Source organism: Sphingobacterium psychroaquaticum, assembly GCF_004421025.1.
GTDB lineage: Bacteria > Bacteroidota > Bacteroidia > Sphingobacteriales > Sphingobacteriaceae > Sphingobacterium > Sphingobacterium psychroaquaticum.
Map to the genome: position 1 here is coordinate 3286386 of NZ_CP038029.1, position 18094 is coordinate 3304479.

The 18094-nt window shown below is 42.4% G+C and carries 15 protein-coding genes; 8 read left to right on the forward strand and 7 right to left on the reverse strand.

The genetic code is table 11. The annotated features are described in order from the left end of the window. Nucleotides 1–41: 41 nt before the first annotated feature. The 3 genes from E2P86_RS13540 (at nucleotide 42) to E2P86_RS13550 (ending at nucleotide 2579) form a co-directional block, all read left to right on the forward strand. Complete coding sequence (locus E2P86_RS13540; protein WP_134433532.1) at nucleotides 42–470, forward strand: DUF1801 domain-containing protein; 429 nt, start codon at nucleotides 42–44, stop codon at nucleotides 468–470. Between the two features lie 32 nt (nucleotides 471–502). Beyond that, nucleotides 503–1432, forward strand: a complete 930-nt coding sequence (locus E2P86_RS18245; protein ID WP_134433533.1) for a DUF1801 domain-containing protein — start codon at nucleotides 503–505, stop codon at nucleotides 1430–1432. A 67-nt stretch (nucleotides 1433–1499) separates the two neighbouring features. Next, nucleotides 1500–2579 carry an agmatinase family protein gene (locus E2P86_RS13550; protein ID WP_134433534.1) on the forward strand — a complete coding sequence of 360 codons (1080 nt, stop codon included), beginning with the start codon at nucleotides 1500–1502 and terminating at the stop codon, nucleotides 2577–2579. Nucleotides 2580–2638: 59 nt separating this feature from the next. On the opposite strand, the gene E2P86_RS13555 is transcribed toward E2P86_RS13550, so the two are convergent. Continuing rightward, nucleotides 2639–3304 carry a tetratricopeptide repeat protein gene (locus E2P86_RS13555; RefSeq protein WP_134433535.1) on the reverse strand — a complete coding sequence of 222 codons (666 nt, stop codon included), beginning with the start codon at nucleotides 3302–3304 and terminating at the stop codon, nucleotides 2639–2641. A gap of 299 nt (nucleotides 3305–3603) precedes the next feature. Between E2P86_RS13555 and lon the strand changes: the two genes are divergently transcribed. Next, on the forward strand, nucleotides 3604–6069 hold the full coding sequence (gene lon, locus E2P86_RS13560) for an endopeptidase La (RefSeq protein ID WP_134433536.1): 2466 nt from the start codon (nucleotides 3604–3606) through the stop codon (nucleotides 6067–6069). Between the two features lie 324 nt (nucleotides 6070–6393). On the opposite strand, the gene E2P86_RS13565 is transcribed toward lon, so the two are convergent. After that, nucleotides 6394–7476, reverse strand: a complete 1083-nt coding sequence (locus E2P86_RS13565; protein WP_134433537.1) for a baeRF3 domain-containing protein — start codon at nucleotides 7474–7476, stop codon at nucleotides 6394–6396. Between the two features lie 232 nt (nucleotides 7477–7708). Between E2P86_RS13565 and E2P86_RS13570 the strand changes: the two genes are divergently transcribed. After that, nucleotides 7709–8332, forward strand: a complete 624-nt coding sequence (locus tag E2P86_RS13570; RefSeq protein WP_134433538.1) for a 7-carboxy-7-deazaguanine synthase QueE — start codon at nucleotides 7709–7711, stop codon at nucleotides 8330–8332. Between the two features lie 143 nt (nucleotides 8333–8475). Further along, nucleotides 8476–10371 (forward strand): OmpA family protein, encoded by a 1896-nt coding sequence (locus E2P86_RS13575; protein ID WP_134433539.1) that lies wholly within the window; start codon nucleotides 8476–8478, stop codon nucleotides 10369–10371. A gap of 12 nt (nucleotides 10372–10383) precedes the next feature. On the opposite strand, the gene E2P86_RS13580 is transcribed toward E2P86_RS13575, so the two are convergent. Together E2P86_RS13580 and E2P86_RS13585 are read right to left on the reverse strand one after the other, a co-directional pair. Then, nucleotides 10384–11457: a Gfo/Idh/MocA family protein gene (locus E2P86_RS13580; RefSeq protein WP_134433540.1), complete on the reverse strand. Its 1074-nt coding sequence runs from the start codon at nucleotides 11455–11457 to the stop codon at nucleotides 10384–10386. Nucleotide 11458: 1 nt separating this feature from the next. Continuing rightward, on the reverse strand, nucleotides 11459–12736 hold the full coding sequence (locus tag E2P86_RS13585) for a Gfo/Idh/MocA family protein (RefSeq protein WP_240775511.1): 1278 nt from the start codon (nucleotides 12734–12736) through the stop codon (nucleotides 11459–11461). Between the two features lie 121 nt (nucleotides 12737–12857). Between E2P86_RS13585 and E2P86_RS13590 the strand changes: the two genes are divergently transcribed. Both E2P86_RS13590 and E2P86_RS13595 read left to right on the forward strand, forming a co-directional pair. Further along, nucleotides 12858–14123: a DUF819 family protein gene (locus E2P86_RS13590; RefSeq protein ID WP_134433542.1), complete on the forward strand. Its 1266-nt coding sequence runs from the start codon at nucleotides 12858–12860 to the stop codon at nucleotides 14121–14123. 60 nt (nucleotides 14124–14183) lie between these two features. Next, a complete protein-coding gene (locus E2P86_RS13595) occupies nucleotides 14184–14630 on the forward strand; it encodes an acyl-CoA thioesterase (RefSeq protein WP_200811720.1) in 447 nt (148 codons plus the stop codon). A gap of 278 nt (nucleotides 14631–14908) precedes the next feature. Here E2P86_RS13595 and E2P86_RS13600 read toward each other — a convergent pair whose 3' ends face one another. From E2P86_RS13600 to E2P86_RS13610, 3 genes are all read right to left on the reverse strand, one after another. Then, a complete protein-coding gene (locus tag E2P86_RS13600) occupies nucleotides 14909–16417 on the reverse strand; it encodes a bifunctional GNAT family N-acetyltransferase/carbon-nitrogen hydrolase family protein (RefSeq protein WP_085471938.1) in 1509 nt (502 codons plus the stop codon). 125 nt (nucleotides 16418–16542) lie between these two features. Next, on the reverse strand, nucleotides 16543–16884 hold the full coding sequence (locus E2P86_RS13605) for a DUF3467 domain-containing protein (protein ID WP_234991029.1): 342 nt from the start codon (nucleotides 16882–16884) through the stop codon (nucleotides 16543–16545). 34 nt (nucleotides 16885–16918) lie between these two features. Further along, a complete protein-coding gene (locus E2P86_RS13610) occupies nucleotides 16919–18037 on the reverse strand; it encodes a M42 family metallopeptidase (protein ID WP_134433543.1) in 1119 nt (372 codons plus the stop codon). Nucleotides 18038–18094 lie beyond the last annotated feature (57 nt).

Here is an 18094-nt window from a genome sequence, read left to right on the forward strand (position 1 = left end):
ATTATCCTCCGTTAGTTTAAGATTATATTACGTGTCACATTATGGCAGAAGTAAAAACATTTTTTACAGACCAATCTGTAGTCGACTATATTGAACAGCTTACAGAGGAGCAGAAAAAAGCGGATAGTTATCGCTTGATCGAGCTGATGAAGCAAGTAACCGGTGAAGATGCCCGTATGTTTGGCCCTAGCATCATTGGATTCGGACAATATCATTACAAATATGCAAGTGGTCACGAAGGCGACGCACCAATCTTAGGCTTTTCACCGCGAAAAGCAGCGTTCTCCCTTTACGTCCATACCGGATGCGAAGAAGCAGCCCATCTTTTGGAAAACCTGGGCAAATACAAAATCAGCAAAGCCTGTATCTATATCAAAAAACTAGCCGATATCAAGGAAGACCAATTGTTAAATTTGATGCAATATACACTGGATTATATCAGTGAAAAATATCAACGCATTAAACAATAAAAAAACCTGTATACGCTTAATTTCATCCAAAGATGTCGAACTCATTTACCACCATAGCCGATTATATTTCACTTTTCGATGGGGAGAAAAAAGAGCTCCTTATTACGCTTAGGGAAATAATAGCAAGCGCAGCACCGGAAGCAACAGAAACAATCAATTACCAGATGCCTACCTTTCGATATAATGGGAACTTGATTCATTTTGCGATGTCTAAAAATCACCTAGGTTTATATCCCGGGCCAGCGGCTATTGTCCATTTCGCGGATCAATTGACGGCCTACAAAACTTCAAAAGGTGCTATTCAGTTACCGTTGGATAAGCCACTTCCTAAAAAATTGATCCAGGACATCGTCCACTACAACATAGATCGCCTACACGATAAAGAAGCTCCCGATTGGAAAAAATACAACAGCCAATGGGCGGAAGCGACAGAAAAGGTCGCACAAATAATCCATGAACTTCCGCTCACCAAGGAGTTTAAATGGGGTGGCGATATATACACCTATCAAGGAAAGAATGTCGTCGCTTTTTCAGGTTTCAAAAATCACTTCGCAATATGGTTTCACAACGGTGTATTCCTCAGCGATCCACAACAGGTTTTAGTTTCCGCTTCGGAAGGAAAAACAAAATCGCTGCGCCAGTGGCGTTTTACTTCGGCTGACGATATTGATCCGAAACTCGTTAAATCATACATAGAAGAAGCTATTCAAACGGTAATCGACGGCAAGGAGCTCAAAGCAGAAAAATCAACGCCCCTTACGCTGGATGGCATCCTTAAAGAAACGCTAGCAAACGACGCGAAATTAGACGCTGCCTTCACCAAACTAACGCCAGGCAAGCAGCGTGAATACATGGAATATATCGCCGATGCCAAACAAGAGAAAACGAAGATTACACGGATCGAAAAAATAATCCCTCTGGTCTTACAGGGCAAAGGGCTGCACGACAAGTACAAGAAATAGTATACAAGCTAAATGAATGTTATACGTTCTTCTTATCTTTGCCTTTTGAAATTACGCAATAGAGAATATGTCGACAAAAGAACAGAAAATAGCAAATTTTGACCCTTCACAACCGGGTTTAGCGGATGCAAGTATTTTTGGTCTGCCTTTTACAGCGGAAGAAAGTGAATTCATTATTATTCCTGTGCCGTGGGAAGTAACTGTTAGCTATGGAGCAGGTGCGGCTGATGGGCCGGATGCCGTTATGGATGCCTCTTTCCAAGTAGACCTTCTGCACCAAGAGTTCCCTGAATTGTGGAAGCTTGGTATGTTCATGGATGAGGCACCTGCATCGTGGAAGACAAATAGTGAAAAATATAAAGCTTTGGCGCAGCCCATTATCGCAGCCTTAGAAGAAGGCGAAGATATTGCCGATCATCCCAACTTACAAGCTGATCTAGATAAAATTAATGCCGCTTCAGCACAGCTAAATGCAGAGTTGAAAGAACGCGTACTTTACTGGGCTTCTCAAGGCAAGAAAGTGGTTTTATTGGGCGGCGATCACTCCACACCATACGGCTACTATCAGGCACTAGCTGAACAGCACGATAGCTTTGGTATTCTTCATTTTGATGCACACATGGACTTGCGCATCGCCTATGAAGGGTTTACCTTTTCACATGCCTCAATTATGTACAATGCTATACAGTTACCAGAGATTACAAACCTGTTGCAGGTCGGAATTCGTGACTTCTGTGAGCAGGAAGTAGATGTCGTTCGTGCCTCGGGTAAAGTAAAAGTATTTACGGATGCTGATCTAAAAACAGCGCAATTTGAAGGAAAAACATGGCGGCAACAGGTGGATGAAATGATTGGTCTTTTGCCGAAAAAAGTAGCGATCAGTTTTGATATCGATGCGTTATACCGTTGGTACTGTCCAAATACAGGAACACCGGTTCCAGGTGGTTTATCCTATGAACAAGTGACGTACATGCTGAATAAATTAGCTATTTCCGATCGGGAAATTATCGGTGTGGATTTAGTCGAAGTGGCCCCAGGTGAAACCGATGAATGGGATGGCAATGTGGGTGCTCGATTATTGTTCCACCTTTGTGGTGCATTTGCAAAAAATAATGGTTTGAACGTAGGGGAACGTATCGTATTCTAGCGTTCAATCTACTTTATAAAAAAAGCGGGATCTTACTAGATCCCGCTTTTTTATGTCCCTTACTTTAAGTTATCGCGATATACTTTCGCTTTCTTAACTTCTGTTTGGATATCCTTACGAGAAGAATCGTAAGTCAATACTTTTTCGTAATCTGCTACCGCTTTGTTGTATGCATCTGTAGCTGCCGCTTTATTGTAATTTGGAGTTCCAGCTGTTCCTACCAAGATACCTAGATCACGGTAAGCTACCGCTCTGTTTTGGTAAAATTTAGCATCGTTCGCCGAAATAGAAATCGCCTTGGTGTAGTCTTCAATCGCAGACTTCAATAATTGCTCTTTCGCCGCGTTAGCCAATTTACTTTCATTCGTTACCGCCAAGTTATTGTTAGCTTTAGCTTTATAATAGTAAGCTGACGTATTTTTACTATCTAATGCAATAACTTTTTTGAACGTTTCAACAGCTTTGTTGAAATCGCCATTTTGAAATTGTGAATAGCCCAACAAATACTGAACATCAGGATCTTTAGCCTCTGTTGGCAGGGCCTTTTCCAAGTGCGCCGCAGCCGATTTAAAGTCTCCATCAAGAAGAGCCTTTTGGCCTAAACGAACATTAGCATTACTATGTTGCTCTTGCGCTTGTGCTGTTAAGGCAAACAAAGCAAGGGCTGCTGAAGCCAAACCTAACTTCACAGCTTTCCATTGGTTACTTAAAAAAATACGTTTCATAAATCCTTTCTTTTATACTCTTTTTAATTGTTTTTCTTCGATATGACTACTCTCCATAAAGCTCCGATTATTCACGGAAGCCTCCAAAGCGAAGTTATAAACATTTCAACATTTATAACGACACATGTTGTCATATTGTTATCCAATAACCCTGCCGATATAACAGATTATTACATATAACTATACAAATACCGTTCTTTTTAAAAGTTGGCATCTCTCTTGCAATTATAGGATAAATAATTCATTAACATAAAAATTATCTATAAATCTGACATCTTGTCGGGTGAAGGCACATATATATGAACAAAAACGACACATTCGATATCAACCAAGTACTTTCTGTCATTAATGAAGACACGGAATTTTTTCCGCTGTTAAGTTCACAGGATGAGGAGGAAATGAGCAAAGCTGATATCCCCGAAATATTACCCATACTCCCCCTTCGTAATACCGTCCTTTTCCCCGGTGTTGTTATTCCAATCACCGTTGGAAGGGACAAATCCATAAAACTTGTTAAAGAGGCGTACAAAGGTGATAAAACCATCGGCGTTGTTTCGCAGAAGGATATGAACATTGAAGAACCAACCTTGGAGCAACTCCATAAAATTGGTACCGTGGCACATATCATCAAGGTGTTGCAAATGCCCGATGGAAACACAACTGTGATTATCCAAGGAAAGCAACGTTTTAAAATCACGGAGATGGTCGCAACGACACCTTACCTAAAAGCAAAGGTGGAGCGCGTTCAAGAAGACAAACCGAAAGTCTCGAGTAAGGAATTCAAAGCCTTAATCTCTTCCATTCGTGAATTAGCTTTACAAATTATTCAGCTATCCCCTAACCTGCCTAGTGAAGCAGGATTAGCAATCAAAAATATTGAGAGCCCGACGTTCTTGGTCAACTTTATTTCTTCGAATTTATCGTTAGAAACAGATCAAAAACAACAGCTCCTGGAGACCAAAGATTTTGTTAAACGTGCTAAAAACTTATTGGAGCATCTGACCACAGAAATCCAGATGCTGGAGCTCAAAAATCAGATTCAAAATAAAGTACGTATCGATCTGGACAAACAGCAACGTGATTATTTTTTAAATCAACAGCTGAAAACTATCCAAGAAGAATTAGGTGGCAACACACCCGATCTAGAGATTCAAGATCTGGAAAAACGTGCCAAAACAAAAAAATGGTCGAAAGATGTACAAAAGCATTTTGAAAAAGAGCTGGAGAAACTAGCACGCATCAATCCCGCGGCGGCAGACTATTCGGTACAGATCAACTACCTGGAGGTATTATTGGATTTACCTTGGGGGGAATATACCAAAGACAATTTCGACCTCAACAGAGCCGTTAAAGTTTTGGATAAGGATCACTATGGGCTGGAGAAAGTAAAGCAGCGTATTGTGGAGTACCTTGCAGTATTGAAGCTAAAGAATGACATGAAAGCCCCTATCCTGTGTTTAGTAGGGCCTCCAGGTGTGGGTAAAACATCGCTTGGTAAATCTATTGCACGGGCATTAGGACGTAAATATACACGTATGGCACTGGGTGGTGTACGCGATGAAGCAGAGATCCGCGGTCACCGTAAAACCTATATTGGCGCCATGCCAGGACGCATTATACAGTCACTGAAAAAAGCGGCTGCTTCTAATCCTGTTTTTGTATTGGATGAGATTGATAAAATAGGTTCTGACTTTAAAGGTGACCCTTCATCGGCATTAATTGAGGTATTGGATCCAGAACAAAACACACACTTCTATGACCACTACGTGGAAATGGAGTACGATTTGTCAAAAGTTCTTTTTATCGCAACGGCCAACTCCTTGAACACCATCCAACCGGCTTTACTCGATCGTATGGAAATCATTGAGGTAAATGGATATACCATTGAAGAGAAGATCGAAATCGCTAAGAAACACCTTTTGCCAAAGCAATTGGAGATCCATGGCGTTGGGAAGAAAGAAGTAATGTTGAACAATAAGGTTATTGAAAAAATAATCGAAGAATATACCCGTGAATCAGGTGTCCGTGGATTGGAGAAAAAAATTGGTTCGGTCGTGCGTGGTGTTGCCACCCGTATCGTGATGGAAAAACCATACAATCCAAAGGTAGATGCCCCACTGATCGAAGATATCTTGGGTGCTCCGATATTCGATAAAGACCTATATGAAGACAATGAGATTGCTGGTGTTGTAACCGGTTTAGCGTGGACCTCGGTCGGTGGCGATATCCTCTTCATAGAATCGAGCCTTAGCCCGGGTAAAGGTAAATTAAGCCTAACAGGTAACTTGGGAGATGTCATGAAAGAATCGGCAGCAATTGCGATGGCTTACTTACGTGCACATGCTGAAGAGTTTGGTATTAACTACAAGATCTTTGACCACTGGGATGTTAACATTCACGTGCCAGCAGGAGCAACACCAAAGGACGGTCCTTCAGCAGGTATTACCATGCTTACGGCACTTACCTCGCTCTTCACCCAAAGGAAGGTAAAGGAAAAGTTGGCGATGACAGGCGAGATTACGCTGCGTGGCCGTGTTCTTCCGGTAGGTGGAATCAAAGAGAAAATCTTGGCGGCGAAAAGAGCGAATATAAAAGAGATTATCTTAAGCAAAGCCAATGAAAAGGATATCTTAGAAATCAAAGAAGATTATGTAAAGGATCTCAAATTCCATTACGTAACGAAGATGTCTGAAGTTATTGACTTAGCACTCTTGAAAAGTAAAGTAAAGAATGCAAAAGATCTCGATAGATTTATAACAGCATAAAAAAAGGTGGGTTTTTGAAAAACCCACCTTTTTTTATTTAAGTCTTGTTAAGCCAGTAGAAACATCGAGATGCAAAAACGAGCAGACGGATAGACACTTTCGAAGTCAGGGTGATGGCTACGTTCTTTCTTTCGTCATGTCGACTTCGAAGACATCTAAGAACGAGGGTCTTTTAACTACCATCCATCAATTATGAACGACCAACAATTCGTCACGAACCCCGAAGAGCACAGCACAACTAAATCTTGCGGCTCTACCAACTACGGACAACTCTCTACAAACTACGATCTATCAACGACCAACTACGATCTATCAACTCCTAAACTAATACCTAACCTTTAGTGCTATAGGACTTAAATCCGTATCGTCAATAGATTTCGCGAAGTAGCACTCCCCTCCTTTTTCCAATACTTCAAACGCGATAACGCTGGTAATATCATCAAATACCCCAACCCCTTCACCAGAATCTTCCAAATTGAGACCTCGGTCACCGTCCAAGGAAGCGGGCTGAATAAAGTCCTCTTGAATCACTAACAATTCGCCACGACCATCCAGGGATGCTTGATAAATTTCCTGCAAGTCTGTGATCACTTTTCCTTGACCCACCGCTTCACGTAATTCGGAAACAACCTTTTCATCTTGGTTATCCAGTTGTTCATTGACAAAATCCCAAGCTTGACCGACAATTTGATGCTCCGCGGCATTGTTATAGTCAATCGCTGAATACCCCCAGTAGATGTTTGGATTATCAGCAACCTGCAGTAAATGACTGTAGTTATCTTCCACGCAGATAACGACCGTTGGCACTTTCTCGCTGCTGTTATACACGGAGTTCAATGCCTTATCTATACGATTTAAAAACTCGCGTAACAGGTCATCCAAGTGCCCCGCATCGCTGCTCCTATCTGGAAAAGTATTGTAAAATCGATTCTCTCCAAAAGGGAAACCATGATCTTTTACTTCCTTTAAGATTGCTCCATTTTGAGCGTCATACAAACTTACGCCACTTTGCGACAATACCATAATGCGGTAACGTACCTTGCGACTTAACTGTTTGACCAAAGGTCGCACGGCAAATGATCGAGATACATGGACACCCTCTTGGTTTGTGGCCCAGTCGGAACGAAAAATTTCACTCGTATTTTCGGAAATAAAAACATGCAGACTCTTTAGGTTCTCTCGCACATCAATCTTGTCCTGCACCAGGTCCAGCTGGTCCAAGATATTGGCGACCTCTCGTTTTTCGTGCTTCGCCAAAATCCGTTCCTTCGCCTCGCTCACAAAATTCTTTAGCGTGATACTATCTTTTTGACTATCGGGATGTGTACGATGTGTATTTAATGAAATAGTGACACAAAGGTCATCACTGTTCTTTGCCAACTTTTTTAAAAGTGCCGATGTTTCCATATCTATGTAATTTGTTTTTTAATCTGATTGTTACTTTGGGGTGCTCAAAATGAACAAGGTAATCTCACGCACACGTCAAAAAAAACATGCTTGATGCGCTATTGCCTCTATATAAACAACAAATGAAACGACAAATGGTTTTGATGCGAATCAACAAAGTGCCCTACTCCGGGAGATACGCAATTGCTACGTGTATTTTTCGTACCTTTGTGGACTTTAAAGAAAAATGATTATGTCGAATCAGGTTCCAGAAGATGGCAGTTTACTTCCTTTAATGGAAGAGTTCTATACAATACAGGGTGAAGGATACCATATGGGAAAGGCAGCGTACTTTATCCGTCTTGGTGGCTGTGATGTAGGATGCCATTGGTGTGATGTAAAAGAAAGTTGGGATGCCAACCTTCATCCCTTAACGCCCGCCGATACCATTATCGAAAATGCAAAAAAACACCCATCAAAAACGGTCGTTATTACTGGTGGAGAACCCCTATTATATAATTTAGATTACCTAACAAAAGGACTTAAGGAAGCGGGAATACAAACATTCATGGAAACATCAGGTGCTTATCCTCTTTCTGGCTTTTGGGACTGGGTTTGTTTATCGCCAAAAAAATTCAAAGGACCACGTCCAGATGTGCTTAACGCAGCTGGAGAGCTGAAGGTTATCGTATTCAATAAAAGTGATTTTCAATGGGCAGAAGAGCATGCACGCTTTGTGGGGAAAGATTGCAAACTATACTTACAACCGGAATGGTCCAAATCAGCGGAAATGACCCCCTTGATTATTGATTATGTAAAAGAGAATCCGCGTTGGGAAATATCATTGCAAACGCATAAATATCTCAATATTCCATAAGGCGTTCTGATATAAGCTCGCGCGCTCCTTACGGGCAAGTTGTATTATACAGGAGACCGGCCGCTAAAATCCGAACGCGCTTGTCTAGCCATTTGCGGCACAACGTAAAATTAGGTAAGTTTGAGTAAACTTTTGAATTCCTTATGGCATACGTTAGAACGGTTATCCTTAGTTTTCTCTGCTCCATTACACTTGCTTTTGCGCAAAAGCCTTCTCCAAATAAGAAAGCACAGGAATATTATATCGAATCCAATAAAGCACTCCGTTCGAACGATTATAGCCAAGCACAAAAACATTTACTCGAAGCTGTCAAGCAAGACAAAAACTTCGCGACGGCCTATCAGCAGCTCGGTGATATTTACCGAAAAACAGAACACTATGAAAAAGCCGTCTCCACATATCAAGAGGTGCTACGCATCGATCCGCAACTAACAACACTCACCTATTTCGGAATTGGGGAAGCTCTTCTCTTCAGTGGTCAGTATAGCGCAGCGAAAACAAATCTAGAGAAATACAAAGAGATTCAAACCCGTTTAGGCCGCAGTACAGAACTTACGGATAAGTATATAAGAGACTGTGATTTCAGTATGGCCAACCTGAGCCTACAACCTGATTTCAAGCTTGTAAAAGTTGACAATGCCATAAACACGGATGATGATGAATACTTCCCCAAGCTGACGGCTGACAACAAAAACATCATTTTCACACGTAAAACAGCCAATCAGGAGAACTTTTACGAAAGTCACTTGCAGGATGGGCAATGGTCGATCGCGGAGAAGCTCGTTGGCAAAATCAATTCCGACGATTTCAACGAGGGTGCACATTGTATATCTCCCGACGGGAAATACCTCTTTTTTACGGGCTGTAACTGGCCTAATGGAATGGGAAGTTGTGATATATACGTCTCGAAGCGTGAAAATGGCGTATGGAGTACGCCGCATAACTTAGGCGCCCCGATCAATACCAAGGGATGGGAATCGCAACCTGCGATTTCGGCCGATGGAAAAACGCTCTACTTTGTGAGCAACAGACAAGGCAGCATCGGTGGATACGACATCTATAAAAGTACGCGTAAAGATGATGGCACCTGGAATATTCCGGAGAACTTAGGACCAAACATCAACAGCAAATACGACGAAAGCTCTCCCTATATACACGCCGACAACAGCACACTATACTTTGCTTCGGATGGATGGCCTGGCTTTGGGCGAAAGGATATCTTTAAAAGTACCTTGAACAAGGATGGCAAATGGAGCATTCCGGTTAACATGGGAAATGCCATCAACAACTTTCGCGACCAAACAGCGCTCCATGTTAGTATGAATGGAAAAATAGGACACCTAGCAGCACAGGATAGCAGCGGTCAACTGGATATTTACACGTTTGAACTTCCGCAAGCCATTCGGCCAGGAGCGGTCGCCTATATCCAAGGCACTATACGCGATGCGGATACAAAGAAAACATTACGAGCCACGATCAGTGTCACCAATACAAAAAGCAACATGGTTGTTTTTGAAGATGAAAGCGATCAAGACGATGGTACATTCCTCGCCACACTTCCCATTGGACACAACTACGCCGTCCATGTGCAGCAAAAAGGTTATTTATTTGAATCGCAACAATATGCATTAGATAAAGCTGAATTTGCAGATGAAGCTTTTACCGCAGATATAGAACTCAAACCTATTGCACTCGGTTCTAGCAGTAAACTCAACAATATTTACTTCGCCACCAATAGCTTTGAAATATTACCACAATCTGATGCTGACCTAGGGGCGCTCATCCGGTTTTTACAGGTAAACACACGTATAAAAATTGAAATCGGGGGGCATACGGATAATACAGGAACGATAGAACGAAATCAACAACTATCTGAAAACCGTGCGAAGTCGGTAAAAGAATACCTGCAAGCCAAAGGAATAGGTGCAGAACGTTTAACGGTAAGAGGATATGGTCAAAGCAAACCTGTGGCAGACAACACCACGGAGGAAGGAAAACAGCTGAACCGTCGAACGGAGTTTACGGTTACAGCTATTTAACATTCATATTTTCTAACGCAAAGAAACGACAGCACCTGTTTTTACAGACTCATCGCACGCAATTGCTATACGCAGACTATTCAACGCATCATCCATTGATTTAGACAGATCTATATCGTGCTTTATGGCGTGCAAAAAGAACGCTTGTTCCCGATCGCACAAGGCTTGATGATCGGGTTCATCGGTCAGGTCAAACCACTCATCAGCACGTATAAATTTATTATCCGCATCCAGCGCAGCGTGATGCAATCGAATCGATTCTGTTTGCGTGTGGGCCGCAACTGAATCAGATTTACCCGCTGCGGAAGCTTCTTTCGCAACAATAGATACCGACCCTTTAGGTCCGATAACATCTTTCACAAAGAAGGCTGTTTCACTCATCATAGGCCCCCAGCCCGCTTCATACCAACCCACCGAGCCATCATCAAAGCGAATCTGTAGCTGCCCATAATTGTAGTTATCTGCTGGGATTTCGTCTGTTAAGCGCGCTCCGATAGCCGTTACCTGAACGGGGTTCGCAGTCGTCATCTGACACATCACATCGATATAATGGACGCCACAGTCCACGATTGGACTTAAGCTATTCATCAGATTTTTATGCACATCCCACATGTACCCTTGGCTTTGTTGATTCAGGTTCATGCGGAATACCAACGGTGAGCCTAATGTTTTCCCGAGCTCAACAAATTTTATCCAGGACGGGTGATGGCGCAAAATATAACCGACCACAAGTTTCTTTCCACTTCGCTTGGCCGCATCGATCACACGCGTTGCTCCCAGTACGGTATCGGCCAATGGTTTTTCGATAAACACATGCGCCCCCGCATCAAAAGCCATAATAGCATAGCTCTCATGTGTATCGGGATAGGTGGAAATACAAACTGCATCTGGCTGAACACGCGCTAGTGCTTCCGAATAATCTTCAAAGGTCGGATAATTCGTTCCTAGCTTCGCATTCAAGACATCTTTGCTCGTTCCTCTCGATACCAAACCCACCACCTCAAAACCTGCATCATGGTGGTATGCCGTCGCATGAGAAGCCCCCATGTTTCCACAACCGACCACCAGAACACGAATTTGCTCCATATTATACAAATTTATAGCTACCCGGTCTTGCGATTGGCAATTCATCGGCCTTCATATTCCATTCATAATTATCGACCGACGGCCCCAATTGCTCTTTTGAATTTAGGATCTCATCCAGCGTAATTGTTTTTCCGGAATAAGCAGATGCACGCCCCCAGATTGCCAACAACGTTGAATTGACCATAAAATCGCCATCATTTACTGTTCGGCCTTCTTTCAACGCCTTAAAAAGTTCATCATGCTGCGTCTGGTACATATTGTTCAAACGTTGCTCGTTTTTCCAAGGCTGCTCTCCGAAGAGCTCATAACTGCTGTTGATCGCTACATTCGCATACCCTTTAGTCCCCATCACCTCTACGGTATTTCTTGATGTCGTACCATTTTGCTGGCGACCGAAGTGGAATCCACGGAAACCATTTCCGTACTCGTATTCCACGGTAAAGTGATCATAAACATTGCCGTATTTATTCCAAGGGCGACTTTGTCGTCCACCGGTTGCTGTAACCTTCACCGGTAATTCATTATTTAACACCCATGACATATAATCGATACTATGGATCGTCTGTTCTACGATCATATCACCCGAATAACGCTGATAGTAAAACCAGTTTCGAAGTTGATATTCTAAATCGCTCCACCCTGGTTGGCGCTCTCTGTAACTTAACTCCCCTCCGTGACGAAATGTAGAAACTGCTTTGATATCGCCTAAAGCTCCTCCATGGATCCGACTTATTAATTCCCGATTTGGAAACGAATACCGAAAACAGAACCCGCTTACGATAGACAAATTCTTTTGTTTGGCAAGCTTAACGGCCTCTTCAACTTGATGAAGCCCTGGGATATCAATAGCAACCGGCTTTTCACAAAACACATGCTTTCCTTCCTTAATCGCTAAAGAAAGATGTGTCGGTCTAAAGTTTGGAGGCGTACATAACAAGACGACATCAACATCCGATTTGATAAGTTTTTCATAGGCATCAAAGCCGAGGTAAGAAGTCTTTTCCGTCACCTCAATACGATCGCCATATTTAGCGTTCAATGCCGAAAGCGCATTGCTTAAATTATCTTGAAAAACGTCGGCCAATGCGACAACATGAACATCTGGATCTGCATCTAAGGCTTGAAACACAGCTCCTGTTCCACGGCCTCCACAGCCCACCAAGCCCACACGTATAGTTTTTGCTTTGTTGGCTGTCGGATTTGCAAAGGCTGATTGCCCTACTGCGGCTGTTCCCAACACGATGCCGCTATTTCGTATAAAATCCCTACGATTTATCATAGTTATAGTTTAAGGTTCTTTAAAAAGAAGATGCAACTTTATGCAAGAATAACAAAAAAACAATTGTCAATCCGAAATTAATGCATAATTTCACCAGCAATTTAACAATAACCCGAAAATTATGCAAAATGGAATCGAAGATGTTACACCGCTAATCACGGACAATGCCGCTGTTTTTGGAATTTTGATGGCTGTCTTAGGGTTGGTTTTCTACATCTCTAATCTCAAAAACAAATATATTCAAGGCTTTCTATCCGTTGTACCTCCCCTCCTTTTATGCTATTTCTTACCCGGGATATTAAACACATTAAATGTTTTTGATGGCGAAAACTCCCCATTCACTAGTGTTGGCAGTCGTTATTTCCTTCCGGCATGTCTTATTTTATTTACTATAAATCTGGATTTAAAGGAAATGTGGAATCTGCGCAAACGTGCAGGGTTAATGTTTATAACAGGAACAGTCGGCATCATGCTGGGTGGACCTTTAGCGGTATGGGTTGTCTCTCTTTTTGCACCTCAAGTGGTAGGTGGTGCTGGACCAGACGAAGTATGGCGTGGTCTTGGTGCTCTTGCTGGCTCTTGGGTTGGTGGTAGTGCCAATCAAGTGGCTCTTAAAGAAATCTTACAACCTTCACCGAAACTATTTTCTGCCATTATCGCTGTCGATGCATTCGTCGCTTATCTGTGGATGGCGCTATTGTTATTTGGTGCGAGTAAATCAAAGAAAGTAGATGCGTTCTTTAAAGCAGATGCTTCAGATGTGGATGCCCTAATGAAAAGAATGGATAGTAAAGCAAAGGAAAACACACGAATTCCAGAGACAAAAGATATTATTATGATGTTAGCCTTGGCCTTTGCAGGTACGGGGCTGGCCTCTCTTTTGGCAACTCCGGTTTCAAGCTATTTAGCGACGCACTACCCTGTCTTGGAAAAATTCTCGTTGACAAACTCATTCTTCTGGATCATACTTTTTGCTACGATTTTCGGAATCGGACTTTCTTTTACGCGTGCAAAAAAATTGGAACATGCAGGCGCTTCAAAACTGGGAACTGTCTTCCTTTATATGTTGATCGTTACCATTGGTATGCAAATGGACATACGTGCTATTTTTGATAATCCGGGATTGTTCCTGGTGGGTATAATCTGGATTAGCTTCCATGCGTTATGTTTATTCATTGTCGGAAAGATTATCAAGGCTCCATTTTTCTATTTCGCGGTTGGTAGTATGGCGAACGTAGGTGGCGTTGCTTCGGCGACCGTCACAGCGGCAGCCTTTCACCCTTCCTTGGTTTCGGTCGGTGTTGTGTTAGCGGTGTTCGGCTACGCCATTGGCACGTACGCAGGTTGGTTAACGGCTTTACTAATGCAAATGGTATCGCCCATCTAGCCTCACCCCATAGCAAAGAGATGTTATACTTTTTTCTTATCTTGTTAAAAAGCTAAGAAAATGGACAAGAATAATATTTTTTATGAAGGTCAGGTATTGTGGGCACAGTTAGATCCCAACCGTCATTTACGTCACTCGGCCTATGCTGATTTTGGTGCGCAAGCCCGGATCAATATGCTAAGTGCATCTGGTTTATCTGCCAACGAACTCGCTAAACAAAACATTGGCCCTATTCTTTTCCGGGAGGAACTATTCTATCACCGGGAAATCGGCTTGAACGATAAGATCTACGTAACCGTGGAGCTGACCAAGTATCATGTCAAGAAACATCGTTTTTCTTTCCGCCACGTCATATACAGAGCCGATGGCGTGAAAGCAGCCACCATTCTTATCGATGGCGCGTGGTTAGACTTAGTAGAACGTAAACTGACGACCATACCTGAGGAATGGAACGCCAAAATTCAACAAGTTCCCAAAGCGGAAGATTACATTGAAGTATCAGAATAGAATAAGGAATGAAGGCAATTCCTTTGCCGTAAATACAAAAGAGGCTGTCTATCGCAGGTAGCCTCGTGCCACCGAACGAGGACAGAATCGTATAGCTAGTTCGAGCCTGCCTACCGCAGGCAGGTTTGCAGATCAGACTTTTGGTTTGGACACGAGCTACAAGCTCGCGCCAGCGACTTGGCAGTCTTTCTCCTTAATTAGATAAACCACCTTCTCCCCTACACAACTCCTTAACCCATTAACCACTTTACGCTCAACTTCTTTACTTCTTCACCTCTCTACTCTTTAACAACCTGATACAAGTCCTTACGCCGGTCTTTCAAAATTTTCACCGTACCATATTCATGTAAATCGCGAAGTGCATATAAGTCTACATCTGCAATCAATACCATCTCGGTATTGGGGGTCGCTTCCGCTTTAATCCCATTATTCGGAAAGGCAAAATCTGACGGTGTGAAAACGGCTGATTGGGAATACTGGATATCCATATTATTTACCCGCGGCAAGTTCCCCACACAACCGGCAATCGCTACATAGCATTCGTTTTCAATAGCACGTGCTTGGGAACAGATTCGCACCCGCATATAGCCATTTTGCGTATCTGTCATAAAGGGAACAAACAGAATTTGCATTCCCTGGTCTGCCATAATACGACCGACTTCCGGAAACTCCACATCATAGCAAATCAGAAGCCCTACCCGACCACAATCCGTATCAAATACTTCGATATCATTTCCTCCGACCATACCGTAATACTTAAACTCGTTCGGTGTAATATGCAACTTTTTATGCATATCCAATTTACCACTCCGATGGCAGAGATACGATGTATTGTACAGCTTCTTGTACTCCATAGTCGGCATTGACCCAGCAATGATATTCACATTATAAGACACCGCAAGCTGCTGCATCTTGGCGACAATCTCACTTGTTAACTCCGCCAACCGCTCCATCGCATGGCGCTCTGGTAAATCATTATAGGGACTCATGAGTGGCGTATTGAAAAACTCCGGAAAGAGGATAAAATCAGCACCATAGTCACTCACCGCATCAACAAAAAACTCAACCTGATCATAGAACTCTTCCACGTTCTTAAAGAGACGCATCTGCCACTGCACCAACCCCAAACGAATCGTTTGCTTGGAAGCTGAGCTGGCACGTGCGTCGGGCTCGTAGTAAATATTATCCCACATCAGCAAGGTTGCAAACTCATTGGACTCCTTATCTTCTGGTAGATAATTTTTCAGGATCTTATGTACATGAAAGTCGTTAGAAAGCTGAAAAGTTAGTGTAGGATCGTAAATTTCCTTACGCTTTACCTTTTCAATATAAGTTCGCGGCGTCATCTTATCGGCATAGTTGTGGTAGTTCGGAATACGTCCACCGGCGATAATACTCTTCAGATTCATCTCTTCGCACAACTCTTTGCGCGCATCATACAATCGTCGCCCTAAGCGTAGCGAACGATGATCCGGATGCACAAATACCTCGATACCGTAGAGTATATCTCCGTCATCATCGTGCACCGTAAATTTACCATCATCGATAATCTGGTGGTATTTTTTATAAATATTTGTCTTTTTGGAATCGATAATAAGAGATAATGCACAAGCTACAACCTTACCGTTCACTTCTACACAAAGCTGTCCCTCCGGAAACAACTCAATTATATCTTCTATATTTTCGCGTGTCCACACCTCTCCGGCTTCATTCCCATACGCTTTCTCCATGGACCGTTTCAGGTCTTTATAGTCTTCTGCTGTTAAGGTTCTTACTTGTATATCCATAATCGCTTTTATTGTAAAACAAACGAAAGGCGTATTGGTTTCCCAAAAGTGCACTTGATTTTCAATAAAAGAATAGGACATTATTTAAACAAAAAGAGGAATGCGATGTGCATTCCTCTTTTTGTTTATGCATCACCTTTTGGTGATCCAAAATTTACTGGAAAGGCTGGGTCATTGGATTTAATTGGTCCGTTTCCGGCTTCAAATCTATTTACATTATCCTGCAAGGCTCCCAACAGGCGCTTTGCATGTTCTGGGGTCAAAATAATGCGTGACTTCACTTTTGCCTTTGGAATTCCTGGCATGATACGGATAAAATCCAATACAAATTCAGAGGTCGAGTGCGTAATGATCGCTAAATTGCTATACGTTCCCTCTGCCATCTCTTCACTCAGTTCAATGCTTAATTCGTTATTCTCTGTATTCTCGTCTTCCTTGTTGTTTAAATCCATGAAATTTACGTCCATCTTCTCTATTCTTTAATAATTAATAATTGTGTGTCTATTTTGTAAATGATCTAAAATCTTGTCCGTCCTCAATTTTCAAGACAGCTTCGTAGATCAGTCGGATAACATTATCTACGTCTTCTTTATGGATCATTTCTACTGTTGTATGCATATAACGAAGTGGTAGAGATATCAAGGCCGATGGAACACCGCCATTGGAATAAGCAAACGCATCCGTATCCGTTCCGGTATACCGCGAAGAAGCCTGACGCTGGAATGGAATTTCCTTGCTCGTTGCCACCTCCATCAACAACTTGTTCAAATTAATCTGAACAGCCGGAGCATACGATAAAACAGGACCTTTACCACAAGCTAAATCTCCTTGCGTAATCTTGTTGATCATAGGCGTTTGCGTATCGTGTGTTACATCGGTCACGATGGCTACATTTGGCTTAATATGATGCGCGATCATCTCTGCACCACGGAGTCCAATCTCTTCTTGCACCGAATTGACGATATATAATCCAAAAGGTAATTTTTTCTTGTTTTCGTGCAATAAACGCGCAACTTCGGCAATCATAAAACCGCCGGCTCTGTTATCCAATGCACGCCCCACGTAGTAACGATCGTTAAGGACCATGAATTCATCTTCATAGGTCACCACACATCCCACATGAATCCCTAAAGCCTCCACTTCTTCTTGGGAAGTAGCGCCACAATCCAGGAATATATTTTTTAATGTTGGTGCCTCCTCCTTTTCTCCCGAGCGCGTATGAATAGCTGGCCATCCGAAAACAGCTTTGACCATGCCCTTATCGGTATGGATATTCACGCGCTTCGAAGGTGCAATCTGATGATCGGAACCACCATTACGAATTACATAGATCAAACCATCCTTGGTTATATAATTTACAAACCACGAAATCTCATCCGCATGTGCCTCAATAACCACTTTGTACTTGGCGTCCGGATTGATAACCCCCATTGCCGTACCATAGTTATCGATATATGTATCATCAACGTAAGGCTTCAAATAATCCAGCCATAAACGTTGCCCCTGCCATTCAAACCCTGTCGGAGAAGGGTTATTAATATATTTTTCAAAAAACTTAAGCGACTTCTCGGTAACTACCGTTAAATGCTTCTTCGCTTCCTTCTCTTTTTTACTTGCCATGTATATAATTTATTATGCAAACATCGTTGATTTGTCTTCTTTTCAAACTTAGATAAA